The organism is Pelagibaculum spongiae (assembly GCF_003097315.1).
GTDB lineage: Bacteria > Pseudomonadota > Gammaproteobacteria > Enterobacterales > Pelagibaculaceae > Pelagibaculum > Pelagibaculum spongiae.
In genome coordinates this window covers 41,580-58,176 of record NZ_QDDL01000005.1, presented here as the reverse complement: position 1 = coordinate 58,176, position 16,597 = coordinate 41,580, and the positions used below count along the sequence as shown (strand labels likewise).

At 40.9% G+C, this 16,597-nt stretch carries 14 protein-coding genes; 8 read left to right on the top strand and 6 right to left on the bottom strand.

Annotated elements, in window-relative coordinates; all coding sequences use genetic code 11:
• Positions 1 to 87 precede the first annotated feature (87 nt).
• The 3 genes from hemF to DC094_RS12745 all read left to right on the top strand — a co-directional run bounded on the left by hemF (position 88) and on the right by DC094_RS12745 (position 2,803).
• Positions 88 to 1,008: an oxygen-dependent coproporphyrinogen oxidase gene (gene hemF, locus DC094_RS12755; RefSeq protein WP_116687500.1), complete on the top strand. Its 921-nt coding sequence runs from the start codon at positions 88 to 90 to the stop codon at positions 1,006 to 1,008.
• 27 nt (positions 1,009 to 1,035) lie between these two features.
• Complete coding sequence (gene aroE, locus DC094_RS12750; RefSeq protein ID WP_116687757.1) at positions 1,036 to 1,848, top strand: shikimate dehydrogenase; 813 nt, start codon at positions 1,036 to 1,038, stop codon at positions 1,846 to 1,848.
• Between the two features lie 67 nt (positions 1,849 to 1,915).
• Positions 1,916 to 2,803 carry a TPR end-of-group domain-containing protein gene (locus DC094_RS12745; RefSeq protein WP_116687499.1) on the top strand — a complete coding sequence of 296 codons (888 nt, stop codon included), beginning with the start codon at positions 1,916 to 1,918 and terminating at the stop codon, positions 2,801 to 2,803.
• Between the two features lie 143 nt (positions 2,804 to 2,946).
• Here the strand turns inward: DC094_RS12745 and DC094_RS12740 are convergent, their stop codons facing one another.
• Both DC094_RS12740 and DC094_RS12735 read right to left on the bottom strand, forming a co-directional pair.
• Complete coding sequence (locus DC094_RS12740; protein ID WP_158527318.1) at positions 2,947 to 3,747, bottom strand: divergent polysaccharide deacetylase family protein; 801 nt, start codon at positions 3,745 to 3,747, stop codon at positions 2,947 to 2,949.
• Between the two features lie 67 nt (positions 3,748 to 3,814).
• Positions 3,815 to 5,137, bottom strand: a complete 1,323-nt coding sequence (locus DC094_RS12735; protein WP_206605653.1) for a S41 family peptidase — start codon at positions 5,135 to 5,137, stop codon at positions 3,815 to 3,817.
• A 452-nt stretch (positions 5,138 to 5,589) separates the two neighbouring features.
• Here DC094_RS12735 and DC094_RS12730 point away from each other — a divergent pair, with 452 nt between their 5' ends.
• The 4 genes from DC094_RS12730 to DC094_RS12715 all read left to right on the top strand — a co-directional run bounded on the left by DC094_RS12730 (position 5,590) and on the right by DC094_RS12715 (position 8,433).
• On the top strand, positions 5,590 to 6,294 hold the full coding sequence (locus DC094_RS12730) for a hypothetical protein (protein WP_116687497.1): 705 nt from the start codon (positions 5,590 to 5,592) through the stop codon (positions 6,292 to 6,294).
• Between the two features lie 200 nt (positions 6,295 to 6,494).
• Positions 6,495 to 7,211 carry an aspartate/glutamate racemase family protein gene (locus DC094_RS12725; RefSeq protein WP_116687496.1) on the top strand — a complete coding sequence of 239 codons (717 nt, stop codon included), beginning with the start codon at positions 6,495 to 6,497 and terminating at the stop codon, positions 7,209 to 7,211.
• Between the two features lie 53 nt (positions 7,212 to 7,264).
• Positions 7,265 to 7,921: a phosphatase domain-containing putative toxin gene (locus DC094_RS12720; RefSeq protein WP_116687495.1), complete on the top strand. Its 657-nt coding sequence runs from the start codon at positions 7,265 to 7,267 to the stop codon at positions 7,919 to 7,921.
• A 122-nt stretch (positions 7,922 to 8,043) separates the two neighbouring features.
• Positions 8,044 to 8,433, top strand: coding sequence for a hypothetical protein (locus DC094_RS12715; RefSeq protein WP_116687494.1), 390 nt, complete (start codon positions 8,044 to 8,046; stop codon positions 8,431 to 8,433).
• Positions 8,434 to 8,510: 77 nt separating this feature from the next.
• Here the strand turns inward: DC094_RS12715 and DC094_RS12710 are convergent, their stop codons facing one another.
• The 4 genes from DC094_RS12710 to DC094_RS12695 form a co-directional block, all read right to left on the bottom strand.
• Complete coding sequence (locus DC094_RS12710) at positions 8,511 to 9,023, bottom strand: hypothetical protein (RefSeq protein WP_116687493.1); 513 nt, start codon at positions 9,021 to 9,023, stop codon at positions 8,511 to 8,513.
• Entirely contained in the window at positions 9,010 to 10,233 is a 1,224-nt protein-coding gene (locus DC094_RS12705; protein WP_116687492.1) for an AAA family ATPase, read from the bottom strand. The genes DC094_RS12710 and DC094_RS12705 overlap by 14 nt, the downstream gene beginning before the upstream one ends.
• A 192-nt stretch (positions 10,234 to 10,425) precedes the next feature.
• Complete coding sequence (gene radD / locus DC094_RS12700) at positions 10,426 to 12,213, bottom strand: DNA repair helicase RadD (protein ID WP_116687491.1); 1,788 nt, start codon at positions 12,211 to 12,213, stop codon at positions 10,426 to 10,428.
• Between the two features lie 50 nt (positions 12,214 to 12,263).
• Positions 12,264 to 12,734: a hypothetical protein gene (locus DC094_RS12695; RefSeq protein ID WP_133245539.1), complete on the bottom strand. Its 471-nt coding sequence runs from the start codon at positions 12,732 to 12,734 to the stop codon at positions 12,264 to 12,266.
• 1,539 nt (positions 12,735 to 14,273) lie between these two features.
• Here DC094_RS12695 and DC094_RS12685 point away from each other — a divergent pair.
• A complete protein-coding gene (locus DC094_RS12685; protein WP_116687488.1) occupies positions 14,274 to 16,577 on the top strand; it encodes a fibronectin type III domain-containing protein in 2,304 nt (767 codons plus the stop codon).
• The last annotated feature ends 20 nt before the right edge of the window (positions 16,578 to 16,597 follow it).

The following is a 16,597-nucleotide window of genomic DNA, read 5'->3' as shown; positions in this document are numbered from 1 at the left end:
AGTATTGAAAGCTATTTTACCAATAACCGCCTTGATCGAGTCGGTTATAAGTCGATCACAATTTAAATATAAAAATCGAGGAAAAGCATGTCTGCTGTCGATATCGAGGCTGTAAAACAATACCTGTTACAACTTCAGGATAATATTTGCCGTCAATTACAAGACGAAGACGGCAGTACTAAATTTGACGAAGACAGCTGGCAACGAGAAGCTGGCGGTGGTGGTCGGACTCGAGTTATTTGCGGTGATGTGATTGAAAAAGGCGGTGTTAATTTCTCCCATGTATTTGGTGACTCGCTTCCGCCATCGGCTTCAGCACATCGACCAGAACTTGCTGGGCGAAGCTTTCAAGCGATGGGTGTATCTTTAGTGATTCATCCGAAAAACCCCTATGCACCGACTTCCCATGCCAATGTACGGTTTTTTATTGCTGAAAAAGAAGGCGAAGATCCGGTTTGGTGGTTTGGCGGTGGCTTTGATTTAACGCCTTATTACGGGTTTAACGATGATTGCGTTGAATGGCACCAGCAGGCAAAAGATGCTTGTGATCCTTTCGGAGAAGACCTTTATCCACGATTTAAAAAATGGTGTGATGATTATTTTTATTTAAAGCATCGTCAAGAAGCTCGTGGTGTTGGCGGCTTATTTTTTGATGACTTTAATGAACTGGGCTTTGAAAAAAGTTTTGCGCTGACACGCTCTATTGGCGATAACTTTGTTCAGGCTTATCGGCCAATTTTATTCAAACGAAAAAATATTTCCTATAGCCAGCGAGAAGTTGATTTTCAGCAGCATCGTCGTGGTCGATATGTTGAATTTAATTTAGTTTATGACCGAGGCACTTTGTTTGGTTTGCAATCAGGTGGTCGCACCGAATCGATCTTAATGTCGATGCCGCCGACAGTTAAATGGAGCTATGACTATCAGCCAATACCGGGCACGCCAGAAGCTGATTTATATGAAAATTATCTGCCACATCGTGATTGGTTAGCAGAAGCATCTGCATAACAGATATAAAAAGAGGCTGTGGATATCATGAGCGATCGTTATACGGTTTTCGGTAATCCGATTGAACATAGCAAATCACCGATGATTCATCGGCATTTTGCTGCGCAAACCAATCAAGCGCTGGTGTATGACAAAACGCTGACTCCGGTTGATGGTTTTTCCCAAGCACTAGCTGAATTTTTTAACCAAGGTGGCCGTGGTTGCAATATTACGGTTCCTTTTAAAGAACAAGCTTGGCAGTTGGCTGATCAATTATCGGACGCTGCGCGTAAAGCCGGTGCTGTGAATACGCTAACTCGATTAGAAAATGGTCAGCTTCAGGGTGATAACACCGATGGTGTTGGTTTGGTGCAAGATTTAATCGCTAACCTTAGATTGAATCTAGCCGGTAAAAAAATTCTGTTGTTGGGCGCTGGCGGCGCAGTTCGCGGTGTTATTGGGCCTATTCTGGCACAAAGCCCAGCCAGTTTGTTGGTGGCTAATCGGACTGTTGAAAAAGCCAATCAGCTGGCAAAAATTTTTGCTGAAGATGGCAATATTACGGCTTGTGGTTATCCACAATTGGCAGGCCAGCAGTTTGATCTGGTAATTAACGGTACCGCTGCAAGCTTGCAAGGTGAGCTTCCTCCGTTGCCTGATGATTTGCTGGCAAATGGTGCAGCCTGTTACGACATGATGTACTCAACCAGTGATACCGCATTTCAGATTTGGGCTAAGTCCCATGGTGCTGTGATTGCTGCAGATGGTTTGGGAATGCTAATTGAGCAAGCGGCACAGGCTTTTTACATCTGGCGTAATTGTCGCCCGGTTACAGGCAAGCTGTTTTTAGAAATGCGTTAATTTATTTAAGTGAATTTTTTTTACTGTGAAATATTCGATTAATCGATTTATTTGGAAAGGCTCGGCTATGCGACTTGTTGCAAGTGTTGTTTTACTTTTTTCATCTTTTCTCTGGTTGGTACCAGCGAATGCTGCTACGGCAGATCAGTCAGCAAGCCAGATTTCCAGTCAGCAGGTTGAGTTTGAAAAACCTTTATATAAGCCATTCATTGAACGTTATGTGCTGGATGAATTGAAAGCTCTGCGTACCGAGCTGGCGGCTAGCAAAATTGAGTTTGAAACTCGATTAGCACAACGTGAGCTGAAGGCGGGTGATCGAGCGCTTTCTTATGTTACTGATGCCATGACTTACTTTTTCTATTTAATCGCAATTGTTTCCTCCCTGCTAGTAATTGTCGGTTGGAATTCGATGCGAGATATCAAAGAAAAAGCGCATAATATGGCGAGTGAGAAGGTGACTGAGTTAGTTTCTCAATACGAAAAACGCCTCAAAGAAATCGAAAAAGATCTGCGTTTAACAGCACGTGATATTGATGAAAACCGTGAAGAAATTGAAAAAACTCAAGAGCTTCATTCGCTTTGGTTACGTGCCAGTCAAGAGCCTTTATTTGTCAACAAGATTCCAATTTATGACCAAATCTTAGCGTTAAACCCATCCGACGGTGAAGCACTGACTTATAAGGCCGATGCTGCATTGGAGCAAGACGAGCCTAAGTGGGCGATTAATTTGTGCCAGCAGGCATTGGTGATTGACCCGGAAAATAGCCACGCTTTTTATCAGCTTGCTTGTGCTTATACTGCACTGGACGCATTGGAAGATGCGACTAATTACTTCAGAAGTGCATTGAGTTTAAATGAAAGTTATCGTGGTGAAGCAAGAACCGACAAAGCTTTGGAGCCGTTGTTAAATCATCAGCCTTTCATTGAGCTTTTAGAAAACCCGATTGCGGAATAAAAAAATAGAATTTAAGGTTGTAGAATACAATCAAACTAAACTTCCGTTTTCTGCAAGGCCATTTGACATTTTATTGTCGGATGGCCCTTGCTGTGTAACTTCAGCATTGAAGATATTAAGAGCCTTAAGAGGAAAAAGAAGGTTTAGAACGCTTTAGCAACTACATGATTCTTCTCTAGCAATAAATCAGATAATCGCACCAATTTGATTCCTTGCTCTTGTAGCTGAAATAAATTCTGTTTCAAAAACTGCAAAGTCTCTTTGTGCGGATGACAAATAGCCACTGCAAACTGCTTTTTTTTGGCTAATTTTATTGCGTGATTAAATTGTCGATTGAGCGATTCACTGTCTAGTGAATTATCTAGAAAAACATGCCTTCTACCGGTTAATAACCCTGAATCTCTGGCTAATTCTTCGGCAACTGTTGCTGCGTGGGTTCGGCTGTCGAGAAAGAATAACTGTTGTTTTTTCAATAGAGTCATAAGCCATTTCATATGGCCAGAGTGGCGAGTTAATAAGCTTCCCTGATGATTATTAATCCCTTCGATAAAGGGTATCGATGCCAGACTTTTAATCATGACCTGATCAAACTCATGATGTGTCATATCCAGTGTTAAAGTCCCCGGATGTAACGGTAGTGGCGAGATTGATTGCATTGGCATGTGCAGCATCACTTGCTTGTTATTGTTGTGCGCCAAAGTTGCCAGCTGTTTGCCATATGGAGTGAAAGGAAGCACCGATAAGGTCAGCGGCCAGTGCTGTTTGGCAAACTCTAGGTCAGCAGATTTATTGCCAAGATCATCAACCACAATCGCAAGCAATGGTGTTTTAGAATGCTCAGGATAAGTGCTGCTAAGTGGTTGAGCAGAAAGCTGGCTCAGCGATAAAATATAAACAGCCAGTAGTGAAAAAAGGCGCAGTAATAGAATTAGAATAGGAGTCATATAAAGTGATTGCGGTATAAAATTGCCGAAGCTGCTTTTCATAAAGCAGCTTCGGCAACAAAGATAATTAACGAATAATCATCATACCACGTAACAGGTTTAGCGCTTGATGAAGCGGGAAATCTTTATTGATCGCATCGGCAAGTTTGCTCGGTTTTTTAGCTTGATCTTTTTCGTCATCACCGTTTTGATTTTCTAGGTGACCTTTTAGATCTTTTTCGCGCCAGCGGCTGCTGGTGGCAATCTTGCTGACTTTAATCGGTGCGGCTTCAATATCTGGTTCAATGCCTTGGGCCTGAATAGACCGGCCATTTGGTGTGAAATAGCGAGCCGTGGTGAGTTTGATTGCTTCACCGTTGCTTAATGGTAATACCGATTGAACCGAGCCTTTACCAAAACTAGTTGAGCCAAGAATAATTGCACGATGATGGTCTTGCAGTGCGCCGGCGACAATTTCTGAAGCAGAAGCTGAACCGCCATTAATTAATACAATGACCGGTGCGCCGTTTAATCGATCACCAGGTTTTGCAGATTGTCTGCGAGTGTCATCTTCTTGTCGGCCTTGGGTATAAACAATTAAACCTTTTTCTAAAAAAGTATCTGATACATCAATCGCTGCCGATAATACGCCGCCTGGGTTATTTCTAAGGTCAAGAATCAAACCTTTCAAAGCCGCGTCATTTTTTTTGGCCAGCCGGTCAATTGCATTATTTAGATCATCGCCGGTGTTTTCTTGGAACTGGGAAATGCGAACATAACCAATATCATCTGGATAGAGTTCGTATTTAACCGAGCGAATTTTAATGATGTCGCGAACCACGGTAATTTTTAGTGGCTGAGCTTCGCCTTCACGCATTATTGTTAGTAAAATTGGCTCGCCAGCTTTACCACGCATAATCTCAACCGCTTCGTTAAGCGATAGTCCTTGCAGCGAAGTATCGTTCAGCTGAATGATCAAATCTCCCGCCATCACACCCGCTTTATCTGCTGGAGTGTCATCCATCGGTGAGATGACTTTTACAAAGCCTGAGTCAGCGGTGATCTCAATTCCTAGGCCGCCAAACTCACCTTGAGTGCTTTCGCGCAGCTCTTCAAAATCAGTTTGTTTAAGATAGGTCGAATGAGGATCGAGGCTATTCAACATGCCAGCAATTGCTCTTTCTAATAGAGTTTCTTCATCAATTTCATCAACATATTCTTTACGAATCTGCTCAAAGGCTTCGCTAAAAGCACGAATCTGGTTGAGAGGAATGGTTGGAAGCTGATGGCTAGTCGTCGCGGTATCTGGTTGCTGTGGCGTTACTTCAGATGTGTCGTGTTGAGCAAGTGCTGGTGCACCGACCAGTAAACTTATTAGAGCGGCGGATATCAGCTGCCGAAATCCTTGCATGGGTATCTCCAAAAAAAACGTCTAGCTGAAAACTATCTCAAGTTCGGCCAGCTGTGCAATTAAAGCCAAAGGTAGATATTCAGTTTGACTCATTTTTTCTAAATTGTTGCTGCTGTCTATGCAAAGTGCCAAGTTCAGCGAGCTGAATGGTCGATAGCGGCTCATTTTAACTAGTAAAACGTGTTGTTGGTCACGATAGAAATCGTGCTGATGAACTTGATATGAGGTTAATCTCTATCCTTGCAACAATTTACATTCAAGAAAATGACTCATGTTGCCTGGTTGAATAACTCCAATGTTGATAATGAGTTCTTTGACTGCTCACTCAACTGGCAGGTGTGGCTATTATCCCCAGTAAAGTGGTTGGCAATAGCAGTTGAATCTGCCGATAAGGCTTTAATTAGACATTGAAATTTGTCATATTAAGAAAAAATAAGCGTAAGGGATTACCGATGTACTTGAGGAATCAAACCTTATCTGCACTTGCCGCAGCAGGATTGAGCTTGCTAATCACAGCACCGGCTCAGGCAGACCAGCAACTTACCGAGCAAAAAATTCAATTTATCCAGCAACAATTCGACCAATCCAGCCAACATAGTCGTTACTGGCAAAATGGCTGGTTGGGTTTTCTCTGGGGTAGTGCGGTTCTACAAGCGTTAGGTGCCAGCAGTGCCGAGAAAGATGAAAAAGATGATGAATATGATCAAACCGTCGGCGCAATAACCAGTTTGCTGGGTGCCGGAGACATGCTGCTAAACCCGATACAAACCCATAAATATTCTCATCAATTATCGGCAATGCCACAGCAAACTAGCCAACAGCTCGATGCTAAACTCGCCCAGGCAGAAAACTGGTTTGCGCTTGCTGCAGAGCGAGAAATTCACGAAAAAAGCTGGAGCAATCATTTGGTTTCTGTAGCAGTTAACGCGCTGGCTGGTGCAGCGATTGCTTTGGATGATAACCGGGAAAGCGACGGTTGGATTACCTTTGCTACCGGCACATTAGTTTCAGAAATAAAAATTTGGTCGGCACCAGATGATTTATTCAGTGCTCAATTACGTTATCAGTCAGGCAATTACCAAGTAAAAAATGTATCGGTACAAAATTGGACCTTAGCGAGTAATGGCCCATCAATTGATTTCAGCTGGCGGTTTTAATACCGCTAGTTTTATTTTTAAAACCATTGGTTAAAATCTTTGAGTGTTATGGTGTTATGTTTTTTTGATCTTTATTGTTTGCCATGTTTGATTCAAAATTTCTCTTTGTCCAAAGCTATAGCTATTTGATAATGCTTTTATTTTTGGTATAAATTTTATTGGTAAAATTTAATATTAATAGGTTTTAAAGGAGAGTGATTTTGAAGACGATTGGTTTGATTGGCGGAATGAGTTGGGAATCAACAACCAGTTATTATCAGGCGCTGAATCAGGGAATCAAGCAACGATTGGGCGGGCTACATTCAGCAAAAATTTGTTTGTATAGTGTCGACTTTGATGAAATTGAAAAACTTCAGCACAAAGGTCAGTGGAATAAAACAGCAGAGATATTAGCCTCAGCAGCTAAATCAGTAGAAGCGGGCGGTGCTGATTTTATTTTAATTTGTACCAACACTATGCACAAAGTAGCGCCAGAAATTGCAAGCGCGGTTTCAATTCCACTACTACATATTGCTGATGCAACGGCTGAACAACTACAAAAAGATGGTGTTAAAAAAGTCGGTTTATTAGGTACTAACTTCACCATGGAGCAGGATTTTTATAAAGGTCGTTTGACTGATAACTTTTCAATAGATGTGGTTGTGCCGGAACAAGCAGACCGGGAAACCGTACATCAGATTATTTATCAGGAGCTTTGTTTAGGTGCAATTTGTGATGCATCTCGCGACAAGTACCTACAGATTATTGATAAGTTACTGGTCCAAGGTGCTGAGGCGGTAATCCTCGGTTGCACAGAGATCGCACTACTGGTGCAACCACAGCACACTTCGGCCAAGCTCTATGACACAACAGAGATTCACGCCAAAGCGGCAATTGATATGGCGCTGGCATCTGACAACCTCATCCAATGTGAATAAATTAATCTGCTGGCTTGGATATATTGCAGGCAAAAGCAAGAGAGCACACAAACATGCAATTTAAAATCCGTTTTTCATGGTCTGCTTCCGCTTTAGTCACCTGCTGTTTACTACTAAGTAACCCGGTGTTTTCGGCAGATAACCCTCGCCCTGAGCAATGGTCAAAGCAAGTTCAGGAAGCAGAGCTTGGTAACTTTTATCAGGTAGATAGCGGGTTATACCGTTCAGAACAACCCGATAAAAAAGACTTTAAAAAGCTTGAAAAAATGGGCGTTAAAGAAGTGCTTAATCTTCGCCAATACCATACCGATAAGGATGAAGCTAAAGGTCGCTCGGTAAAGCTACACCAAATTCCAATGGATGCCGGTGAATTAACTGAAATGGATATGATTGATGCCTTGCAGTTAATTAAGCAGCGCAAAGGTCCAATGCTGGTTCATTGCTGGCATGGTGCAGATAGAACTGGTGCTGTGATTGCGGCTTACCGAGTAGTGTTTCAAAACTGGAGCAAACAACAAGCGATAGATGAGTTGGTCAATGGCGATCATAACTTCCATAGTACTTTTTATTCTAATATTCCGCGATTGATTGAGTCGTTAGATGTAGCAGAAATGCGCCAGCAATTAAATATTGAACCTGCTATTGAGCGGGCTGAAAATTCAGAGATTATTACTGATAATGATGCTAAGAAAATAGCACTCAAAGAGTAATGTTTTAACTGATTTTTTTCTGCTAACAGTCTATGATAATAAAAAAATTCAAAGTGAATTGCCGAGGTTGCAGTGTATTCATTTTGAATGACTAATAATAGGTTGTTAGTAGGAGAAGCAATATGCCAGACTCATCATCTAATAGCACTTCGTCTTCCAATCTATCGCCAAAAGCGCCTTCGCCTTCATCTGAGCAATCGCCGACAGAAAAGCTGACTGTGTCGCCTCTTATGGCGACTTTATTGTTAGTAGTGATAGGCTTCGGTGCAAGTCAATATATTACTGCAAGCCAAACCACCCAGCGTTATCCACTTCACTTGGAATATCAAATGATGCAGCAGTGCATGATCGGCCAATTTGGTATGTTAGCGGCGGGTAGCTTTGTAGAAAATCAATCGGCATGTGTTTGTGCATTAAGAAAAAGCACTCAGCAGGTGGCGTTTAATCGGTACAATATAAACCCAGACGGTTTCTATCAGCAGATAGAAAAAAACCTTGCAAGGTGTTGGTAACAATAACAGCCAGTAATAAATTTTGGCTCTTGCTGGTTAACAGCGTTCGAGCGATTGATTGCCTTAGAGTTAAAAGATCAATCTTTTTCCGTTTGATAAAACATATGATCTTTATCGAGGAATACTACGTAAAAAGTATTTTTATCTAGACGAAAACCATTAATTTCCTGGCCATCCATCGTGCCAGGCATTACAAACCCTGCCAAACGAATTTTATTGCCGAGCCGGAATCTCGCCCAGTGAACATCATGTGGGATCGACGGTGGTGCTGAAAAAGCAGATTTTTTTGGAAAGCCTTTGTATATCTCAAATACTTTTAATCCGCCGCCACCTACTCTCTGGTTTTGCCAGTAGATCAGTGGTTGTCGGGTATATTCTTTCACTTTTGTCAGAAGAGATGCCAGAGAAGTCATACCAGTCGAACTTTCCCAATCAGAAAATGACTGGCCGCAAGGCTGAGAATCATCAAAATAGGAAAAATTGAATTTACAGCGTTTGGATAAATCAGAACTTTCAATATCATCCGATGGTCGACTGCCAATAAAATTGGTTTTTCTTTTATTACCGAATTTATTATCATTCTTCCCCACGGTACTGACCCTCTTTCTCTGCTACTTTTTCGGTTACTTTGTAGCTTTCAGGGATGTTGGTGGGAATGCCACCTATTTTACCCGCTAGGTAAATAGGTGAAATGGGGCGATTATTGCGCACTAGGTTGGCGGGCAGTTCATCCAGTCGGTAGCCGTAGCTCTCACTATCTTCCTTGTTCACCAATAAAGTACGGTATTTACCTAGATAATCAATAATTTCGGTATTGTGGGCGGTGAAAAGGAATTGTGCTCCCTTGGGATTAGTTTCTGGGCTCAGGAACAAGTCGACAATAGATGGCAACACCATGGCATGCAAATGGATGTCAAATTCGTCAATGGCTAGCAGAGCACCTCCTTCTAAAGTGGCCCAATAGATTGCCATTTTTTTGTATAAGGTTTGAGTACCACTAGATTCTTCGTTGAATCTTAATGCTAAATCTTTTCCATCTATCTTATGAATAAATACCGGATAGTAGATTAATTCATCTCTATCATCTGTTCGGGTTCTAATTTCAATATCTCGGATACTGCTATCTGCAAGCTTAATGATTCGTTTTATAAATATAAATAATTTACTTCCTTCATGATAGAGTTTTGAAGTTCGGCTAATATCTCTGGCGAAATCAAAGTATCCAGCATTATTGACATTCATAAACATCAATTTAAAGAACTTATAGCAATTTTCAATGTCAATCATATTATTTTGGAATTCGAACTTCTTTGCTTGGCATATGATCGAAGCATCACTACGCAATTTTATTTGCTTTAACTCAGACAAATCTTTAATTGCCGTTGTTATCTTTTTCTCTTCTCTGGTAAGTACCAGTGTCTTTTTTCCACCCATTTTTTTTCTATGCAGGTTTTCAGTGACTACTAGGCCATTTTGAAGAGATAGCTCATAGAAGTATCTCAGCTGGTTTATTTCAAACTCAATAGAGAAATCAGTAGGCTCTTTGCTTCGATAAAAGGTATCTATTTGAATGCTTTTGTCGGCTGCAACATCGGCTGAGTTAAGGCAGAAATTATTAAGGCAGTTCAATGCCTTAAGTATATTTGTTTTTCCAGAGCCATTAGCACCTTTGATGCCCAAGACCGTTGTATAGCCCCACTCTTGGCGAACATCTGCTGGTACTTTTCCATCTAGCTCGAAGTTAACTTCCATGCCTTCCCGGAAGCTGCAGAAGTTACGGACAGCGAATTTCCTGATCATTTTAAGCTCTCAACCCGAATAACAAAATCGGGTGACATGACAATATTGATCCGATATTAGATTATATAGCGAAACTTGACAACACATAAAAGGTATCAAACCAAATTTGGCTCAAGATCGAGTTATCATACTGGTTTCAACTTCATGCTATGTGAGTTGAGTCATCATTTTGAGAAGTGAGGGTATAAAGGCTTACTCACTCCAATCTTCGGCCTTTCGGTAGTTACCGCTGTAATCAAAGATCTTTTCTCGGATCTTGTAATAGTGTTTTTCTTTATTGGCGATGACAAAATCTGGTTTCCGGAATTTTTTTTGCTGGTTTATCACATCATCCACGCTATTGGCTTTAAACATTTCACCGCGGTTTATCTGATGATGCTTGCCAAAATGGTGATAAAAAGCGCCTTGCTGCGCTTTACTGTCAAACCGAAAGTATTCGTTAATTTCTAGGCCATCTTCATCGAAATAACTAACTTTTAACCGGTCGCCTTTACTATCTTTAGTGGCGGCTAATTGCATAGTGGCACAGCGAATCACCAGCGCGTTTTTTAGGTTTAATGCATCACGCAGTTTTGTATCTGGATCGACCAGAATTTGTTGGCATTGATGGCAGATTCGAGCCGCGATATCGTTCTCGGCATTGCAGTTAGGGCATTCTTTAAAGCGATAACGGAAATCACATTGTTGTGGCTTTTGGTCTTCATCTTGTCGATAGCCCTGACAACGCCTGCCATAGTGCTCGATCAGGTCGCCATCATTATCCACAAGCCCCCAAAAGCTGTTGTCATGGCCACAGGCTGGGCAGGGCACGGTTACCGGAACGGCTTTGCTATCGGGTTTCGGTTGGCCAATTTCCGGGCTAAACAAACTGAAATTATTACCGGCATAATCAATAATCAAGCAGTCTTTTTTATCTTCAGCCAGTCGTAGCCCACGGCCTGCAATTTGCTGGTATAAACTGATGGATTCAGTCGGGCGTAAAATAGCAATTAAATCGACATGTGGTGCATCAAAACCAGTCGTAAGTACCGAGACATTCACTAGAAATTTAATGTGTTGCTGTTTGAATTGTCCAATGATTTGGTCACGCTGTTGGCCATCGGTATCGCCAATAATCAAAGCCGATTGTTGTCTCGATAGCTGGTCGTGTAAATAACTCAGAATCTCCTGCGCGTGGGCAACCGTAGCAGCAAAAATCATCACACCTTTGCGATTTTCAGCTTCTTTGATTACCTGCTGAATAATTCTGGCGGTGGCTCGCTCGGAGCTTTTTAAAATCCGATTTAAGTCAGTTTCACTAAAGCGACCAAAACTATCGGTTTTCAAGCTACTGAAATCATAATAAGCGACCGCAGCATCCAGCATCACTGGCTCAGTTAAATAGCCATTGCTGATCATGTATTGCAGCGGTAACTCATAAATACATTTTTGAAAAAAACGCGGTTGATCGCTACGAATAATGCCTTTGCCATTTCCCTTGTCGTACAGCTTATACAGCCAGCCCATGCCTAGTCGGTAAGGCGTTGCAGTTAGACCGAGTACTTTCAGGTTTGGGTTTTGTGCTTGTAGGTGGTTAATCACTTTGTGATAACTGGAGTTTTTCTCCATCGACACTCGATGGCACTCATCGATAATCAGCAGGGTGAAGCGATCATCATTAAACCGCTCAAGGTTACGCACTACAGACTGTACCGAGCCGAACACCACCTGATGCTCTGCTTGTTTTTTGCCAAGACCGGCTGAGAAAATCGAAGCTTCCAGTTGATAGCTCTGGTATTTGGCATGGTTCTGCTCCACCAGCTCTTTTACATGGGCTAGCACCAGCACCCGGCCACGGGCGATTCTTGCCAGCTCACTGATCACCAGACTTTTACCGGCACCGGTGGGCAATACAATCAAGGCAGGATCAGAGGTTTGGCGAAAGTGGCGGATAACCGACTGCACAGATTCGCGCTGATAAGGACGTAGCTGAAATGTCATAGCGCGATTATAAACAAATCAGACTATAAAAAAATCAGGTTATAAAAAAATCAGGTTATAAACAGAAAAAGTACTCCCAGTAGTGATGCAGTAAACAACAGACTCCCCAGAACCGCCCAACGTTCTTTTTTCTGCCAGGATTCTGGTATTTCTTTTGGAGTGGCAACCAATTTGAATTTATATTCAGGGAGTGGATCTTTGCCAAATACAAACCTTTGGAAAACAGAAAATATTATGATATATAGCGTGAAGAATGAAAATAATCGCCAGTGATTTTCTTTAGTGTCTGGAAATACTTCTAATGTTAAATACATTGCAGTAGCCAGAATAATCAACTCGGCATATAAATAAACCTTTCTTTTAACACTACTGTTTTTTTTGGTTGGCATCTCTTCTGGCAAATAGTGCGCATTGCAATTTTTACAGATCACCGTTTTATATGGATGAATAGGACTTTTGATCTGAATCTCATGCTCGCAGATACCGCAAAGCTGGACAATATACTTATGATTATTTTCCATCTTATAAAGTCCTTTATCGTTGATTTTTGATCTTGTAAAAAACGCCATGTCAGCAACTGAATAAGGCAGTTATTGCATGATGGTCATGTTGCATTTCGTGACCTCAATGACAACCTACGATGCCAAGCAATTGATATTCATTGTTGTGCTGCAAGGTTGTACTGAGCCTGAGCGAACTACCACTTTCGGTGTTGTAACATTACGCCAGACTGACAATTAGCTAGATTCCTTGTTGATATTGATCCAGCCACCACACAGCACCAGCCAGAAAAATAAGCAGAATGAAAATCCCTGCAATTACTTTCAGGTCGACATTAATCTGGTTGATTTGTTGTTTGGATAATTTTTCCAGCCATGGGCCCGAGTTCTCTGTATTTGAAAAAGCGAATACCATCAAAAATAGCGGTATGGTCGTTGTTAAAAATCTAGCCGTGTTGTACCAGGCATCTGATAGCTGTGGTTGCAGAAAACCAACAAGATAATTTCCAAGTATGGTCAAGGTAATGCATAGGCCAAGTAGCCAGTAGTATCGCGGATTTATCTTTATATTCGAGGGTCGAAAAATACTGGAACCACCACACAATGGGCAGTGAACTCTGGAGAGAAATTTCTCTTTACTACTGGGTGATATGGGCTGATCGCAATGGGGGCAGTTCATAGATAGCAAATTTGTGTTTTTGCTATTGTAGCGTTGAAATCATTTGCAATAAATAGCTAGGTTTACGGCATTCGATTGAAGCGGGTGCGATGAAGTATAGGGCTATCAGTCCTGCTTTATCCTAGTGGATGCTGGATGACCGGCAGATCGAAAAACATCTCGAAATAACAGCTTGATACGTGATAGCAGATTGGTGTTGCAGGTGCGGGTTGCCAGTTGCCAGCTTCCATCTGTGGACAAATGATATTTACAGCGACAAACCGGGCAGCGAGGTGCCAGAAAAACATAGGTTTTGGGTAAATGAATACTTTGAAAGCAGACTTCACAGCGTTGCATAACAAGTTACGGTGTTGAGTTTGGTGAGAGACTAGTCGTTGAATATGACAGTTGAAAGAGCAGGCAAACATGGAGAGCCATGTTTGCATGTGAATTTCTCGACAAACAACTGATTAACTTAAGTCAAATTCAAAAATAGAATAACAGTAGGTACTTTGCCCTTTCACTAGGCAGGTGATGATAGAGCGAATCGACTGGATTGCTTTTGAAACTGAGGCAGCTCTTGGACTTGATACCGAGACTTACAGCTTGAGCACTTCCCTTCCTTTTGTGAGTTTATCGGTTTTTGTAGCCTTGATTGATGGCTGCATTCTTCGCAGTTCAAATAACTGGATTTTTGCCCCGTGAGTAGCAACGTAGGTTAGGACTTTAGCTAGATTATATATGATGCTAGTGCGCTGTTTCTATTCGTTAGATTGATCATAATCCGATGATTAGTACAAAAGACATGTTGAGCGATATTGATTGATAGGTTAAAAAATATACTAGTAATACTATAATGGCGTTATCATTGAATGATTACAACTCAGCATAGGTGAAGTTATATGCGTTTTATCGCAATTTTTTTAATGGGATGGTTTGTCATTTCTTGTGACAGCAGTAGTAATGGCAATAATATAAGCAATGTTCCAACATCGCTCGAACCTTCATCGGTTACATTAAATTCAGCTCAAATAAAAAATAGTTGGTCAAATAATAGCGAAGGACTCGCTAACCAAATGATTTCGGTTAATTGGGCACCTGCGGTAGTTCGTATTACTGAAATCTCTAGCACTGCAATTCAAGTTGATTGGCCAGAAGTAGAGGGTGCTAATGGTTATTATTTACATGCATGGCGCAGTGACTTGGGTAGAGGTTTCACTGGAATAGAACCCGCTGGCAACCCAGCAGTTACTGTTGTAACTCGAGAAGTGACATTGCCTGCGACCAGAAGAAATTATACCTTTGAAGGACTGAATAGTGATCGGCCTTACATTATAGAAATAGCAGTTGTTAACGCTTTGGGTGAACAGAGTTTAAGTTGGTTGGCTCCAGAAGTTTCTACGGGTGGGGTAGTTCCATCGCAAACAATAAATATGGACAATCGCAGCAATACCGTAATGTTGCATCGATCTTTATTTGAAGATAGTAGTGGTTTGTCTAAGTCTAATTTAATTGTGCAACAACCGCTTGTAGTACCACCTGCAACAATAATGGTTCCAGAAAATGCTCCAGATAGTTTTTTTATTCGAGTTCAAGAAGAATCAGAAACAGATCGGTTTAGTAATCAAGTTTTAGTTAAACGATTTGCAGCAAATAAAGTATATAAAAACAATAATGTAGATACAATAAGAGGAGTGGTCGTTACATCAGATCCTAACCACCACGTGGTCATTACAGCTGATAATAGTCTGATTGCGCTTAATAATAATTTATCAAATCCAGTCAATCGTTCGATCCCAGCTGATTCTGATTATCAATCTAAATGCCAGAGTATCTTGACGGGAGATAATTCTTGCGAGAACTATCCAGTTCAATTCACATATGATGTAGAACAAAGTAGCCTTTATTACTGTGGTTCTGGTTTGCGAAGAGGCATTCCTGAAAGCACACCACAGGCCAATGAATTAGGTGCCATTCAATGCCATATTATTCCGATAGAGCAGTTTTCTAATTATGATTTTAGCCAAATTGGCTTTAACAATGAACAGCACGTTACGTTGTCTCAAAATGAATCATTACCTTTAGGATCTCTAGCACTTAAATTAACGCCATCTGCAACTAATCCAGGTTTGTATGATGAAATTTTAACTTCGGGTACTCAATATGGTATTTATTCAAACTTGACTGAAAGTCGAGGCACCTCTCGTGATATTTCACCATTTTTATTTAAATCAACCATTAATTCTGATCAAGATGGCCAGACGTTATCTAATTATTTATTGCAACCTCGGGCGGTTTCTAGTTCAGGAAGAGGCTGGATTAGACATCCATCTAGTGCAAAGCAAAGTTTCTTCCACGATGACTATGTATATAATTTTTATACTCAAAGAAATCTGATAGGTAATGATGAGGTAATAGAATCTCGAGTATCGAGGCATTGCATTAATGATACTGGCCCTTCAGACAATGCAGACGCTCATTTTTTCCAAAGCTATTATACCGCTAAATTATACTGCGGGTTAGAAGTATTGCCTGGTGAAAATGGTTACGGAAACGTTGATTTTAGATATAATTACATCACAGCAATCACTGAACCTAAAAATGACTTAGATCGAGTATTTGGTGTTTTTAACAGCAATACGACGACGCAATTAAATGGTGATACGGCGATTTGTTTATATAGTTTTTATAATCCTAGACCTGTAGGCGATAGAGATTTAAGACAAGGATTGTTCGATATATTTTTTGAAGATATTTTAAATTCATCTATCACAGATCCGACTGCAAATAGCGAAGTACAAAATTCACAGCCTACATGTGATCCCAGTGATGACGATTATATAATTAGAAATCAAGACCAAGCAGAAAATCAATATCGTATAGTTCACGATGTAAATCAGATTGGAGATAATCCTATATTTTTGTTACCAGGTGAGCAATCAACCGACACTAAACAAAAATTAGATGACCCTACCAGACTGTTGGTTTCAACTAAATCGGGCAAGCTTTTCGACCTTAAATTAACCAATGCTTCTTGTTTATATGGTGCAGCTTGTTCGCCTAATTCATATAGCCCTGGCATGTATATTTATAACGAATATCAATTAACTAATAATGCTATTATTTCAATTGCATTAGATCCGATTGATAAACAACGAGTCTACGCAATTTCTGATGAAGAAGTAATAATGATAGAGCTAGATTAAAACAGTGCTTCAATTAATAT

Bases quoted from the DNA above. Each gene is read 5' to 3' on its own strand.
- hemF (WP_116687500.1), top strand. From the start codon at position 88: ATGTCTGCTGTCGATATCGAGGCTGTAAAACAATACCTGTTACAACTT.
- aroE (WP_116687757.1), top strand. From the start codon at position 1,036: ATGAGCGATCGTTATACGGTTTTCGGTAATCCGATTGAACATAGCAAA.
- DC094_RS12745 (WP_116687499.1), top strand. From the start codon at position 1,916: ATGCGACTTGTTGCAAGTGTTGTTTTACTTTTTTCATCTTTTCTCTGG.
- DC094_RS12740 (WP_158527318.1), bottom strand. From the start codon at position 3,747: ATGACTCCTATTCTAATTCTATTACTGCGCCTTTTTTCACTACTGGCT.
- DC094_RS12735 (WP_206605653.1), bottom strand. From the start codon at position 5,137: ATGCAAGGATTTCGGCAGCTGATATCCGCCGCTCTAATAAGTTTACTG.
- DC094_RS12730 (WP_116687497.1), top strand. From the start codon at position 5,590: ATGTACTTGAGGAATCAAACCTTATCTGCACTTGCCGCAGCAGGATTG.
- DC094_RS12720 (WP_116687495.1), top strand. From the start codon at position 7,265: ATGCAATTTAAAATCCGTTTTTCATGGTCTGCTTCCGCTTTAGTCACC.
- DC094_RS12715 (WP_116687494.1), top strand. From the start codon at position 8,044: ATGCCAGACTCATCATCTAATAGCACTTCGTCTTCCAATCTATCGCCA.
- DC094_RS12705 (WP_116687492.1), bottom strand. From the start codon at position 10,233: ATGATCAGGAAATTCGCTGTCCGTAACTTCTGCAGCTTCCGGGAAGGC.
- radD (WP_116687491.1), bottom strand. From the start codon at position 12,213: ATGACATTTCAGCTACGTCCTTATCAGCGCGAATCTGTGCAGTCGGTT.
- DC094_RS12695 (WP_133245539.1), bottom strand. From the start codon at position 12,734: ATGGAAAATAATCATAAGTATATTGTCCAGCTTTGCGGTATCTGCGAG.
- DC094_RS12685 (WP_116687488.1), top strand. From the start codon at position 14,274: ATGCGTTTTATCGCAATTTTTTTAATGGGATGGTTTGTCATTTCTTGT.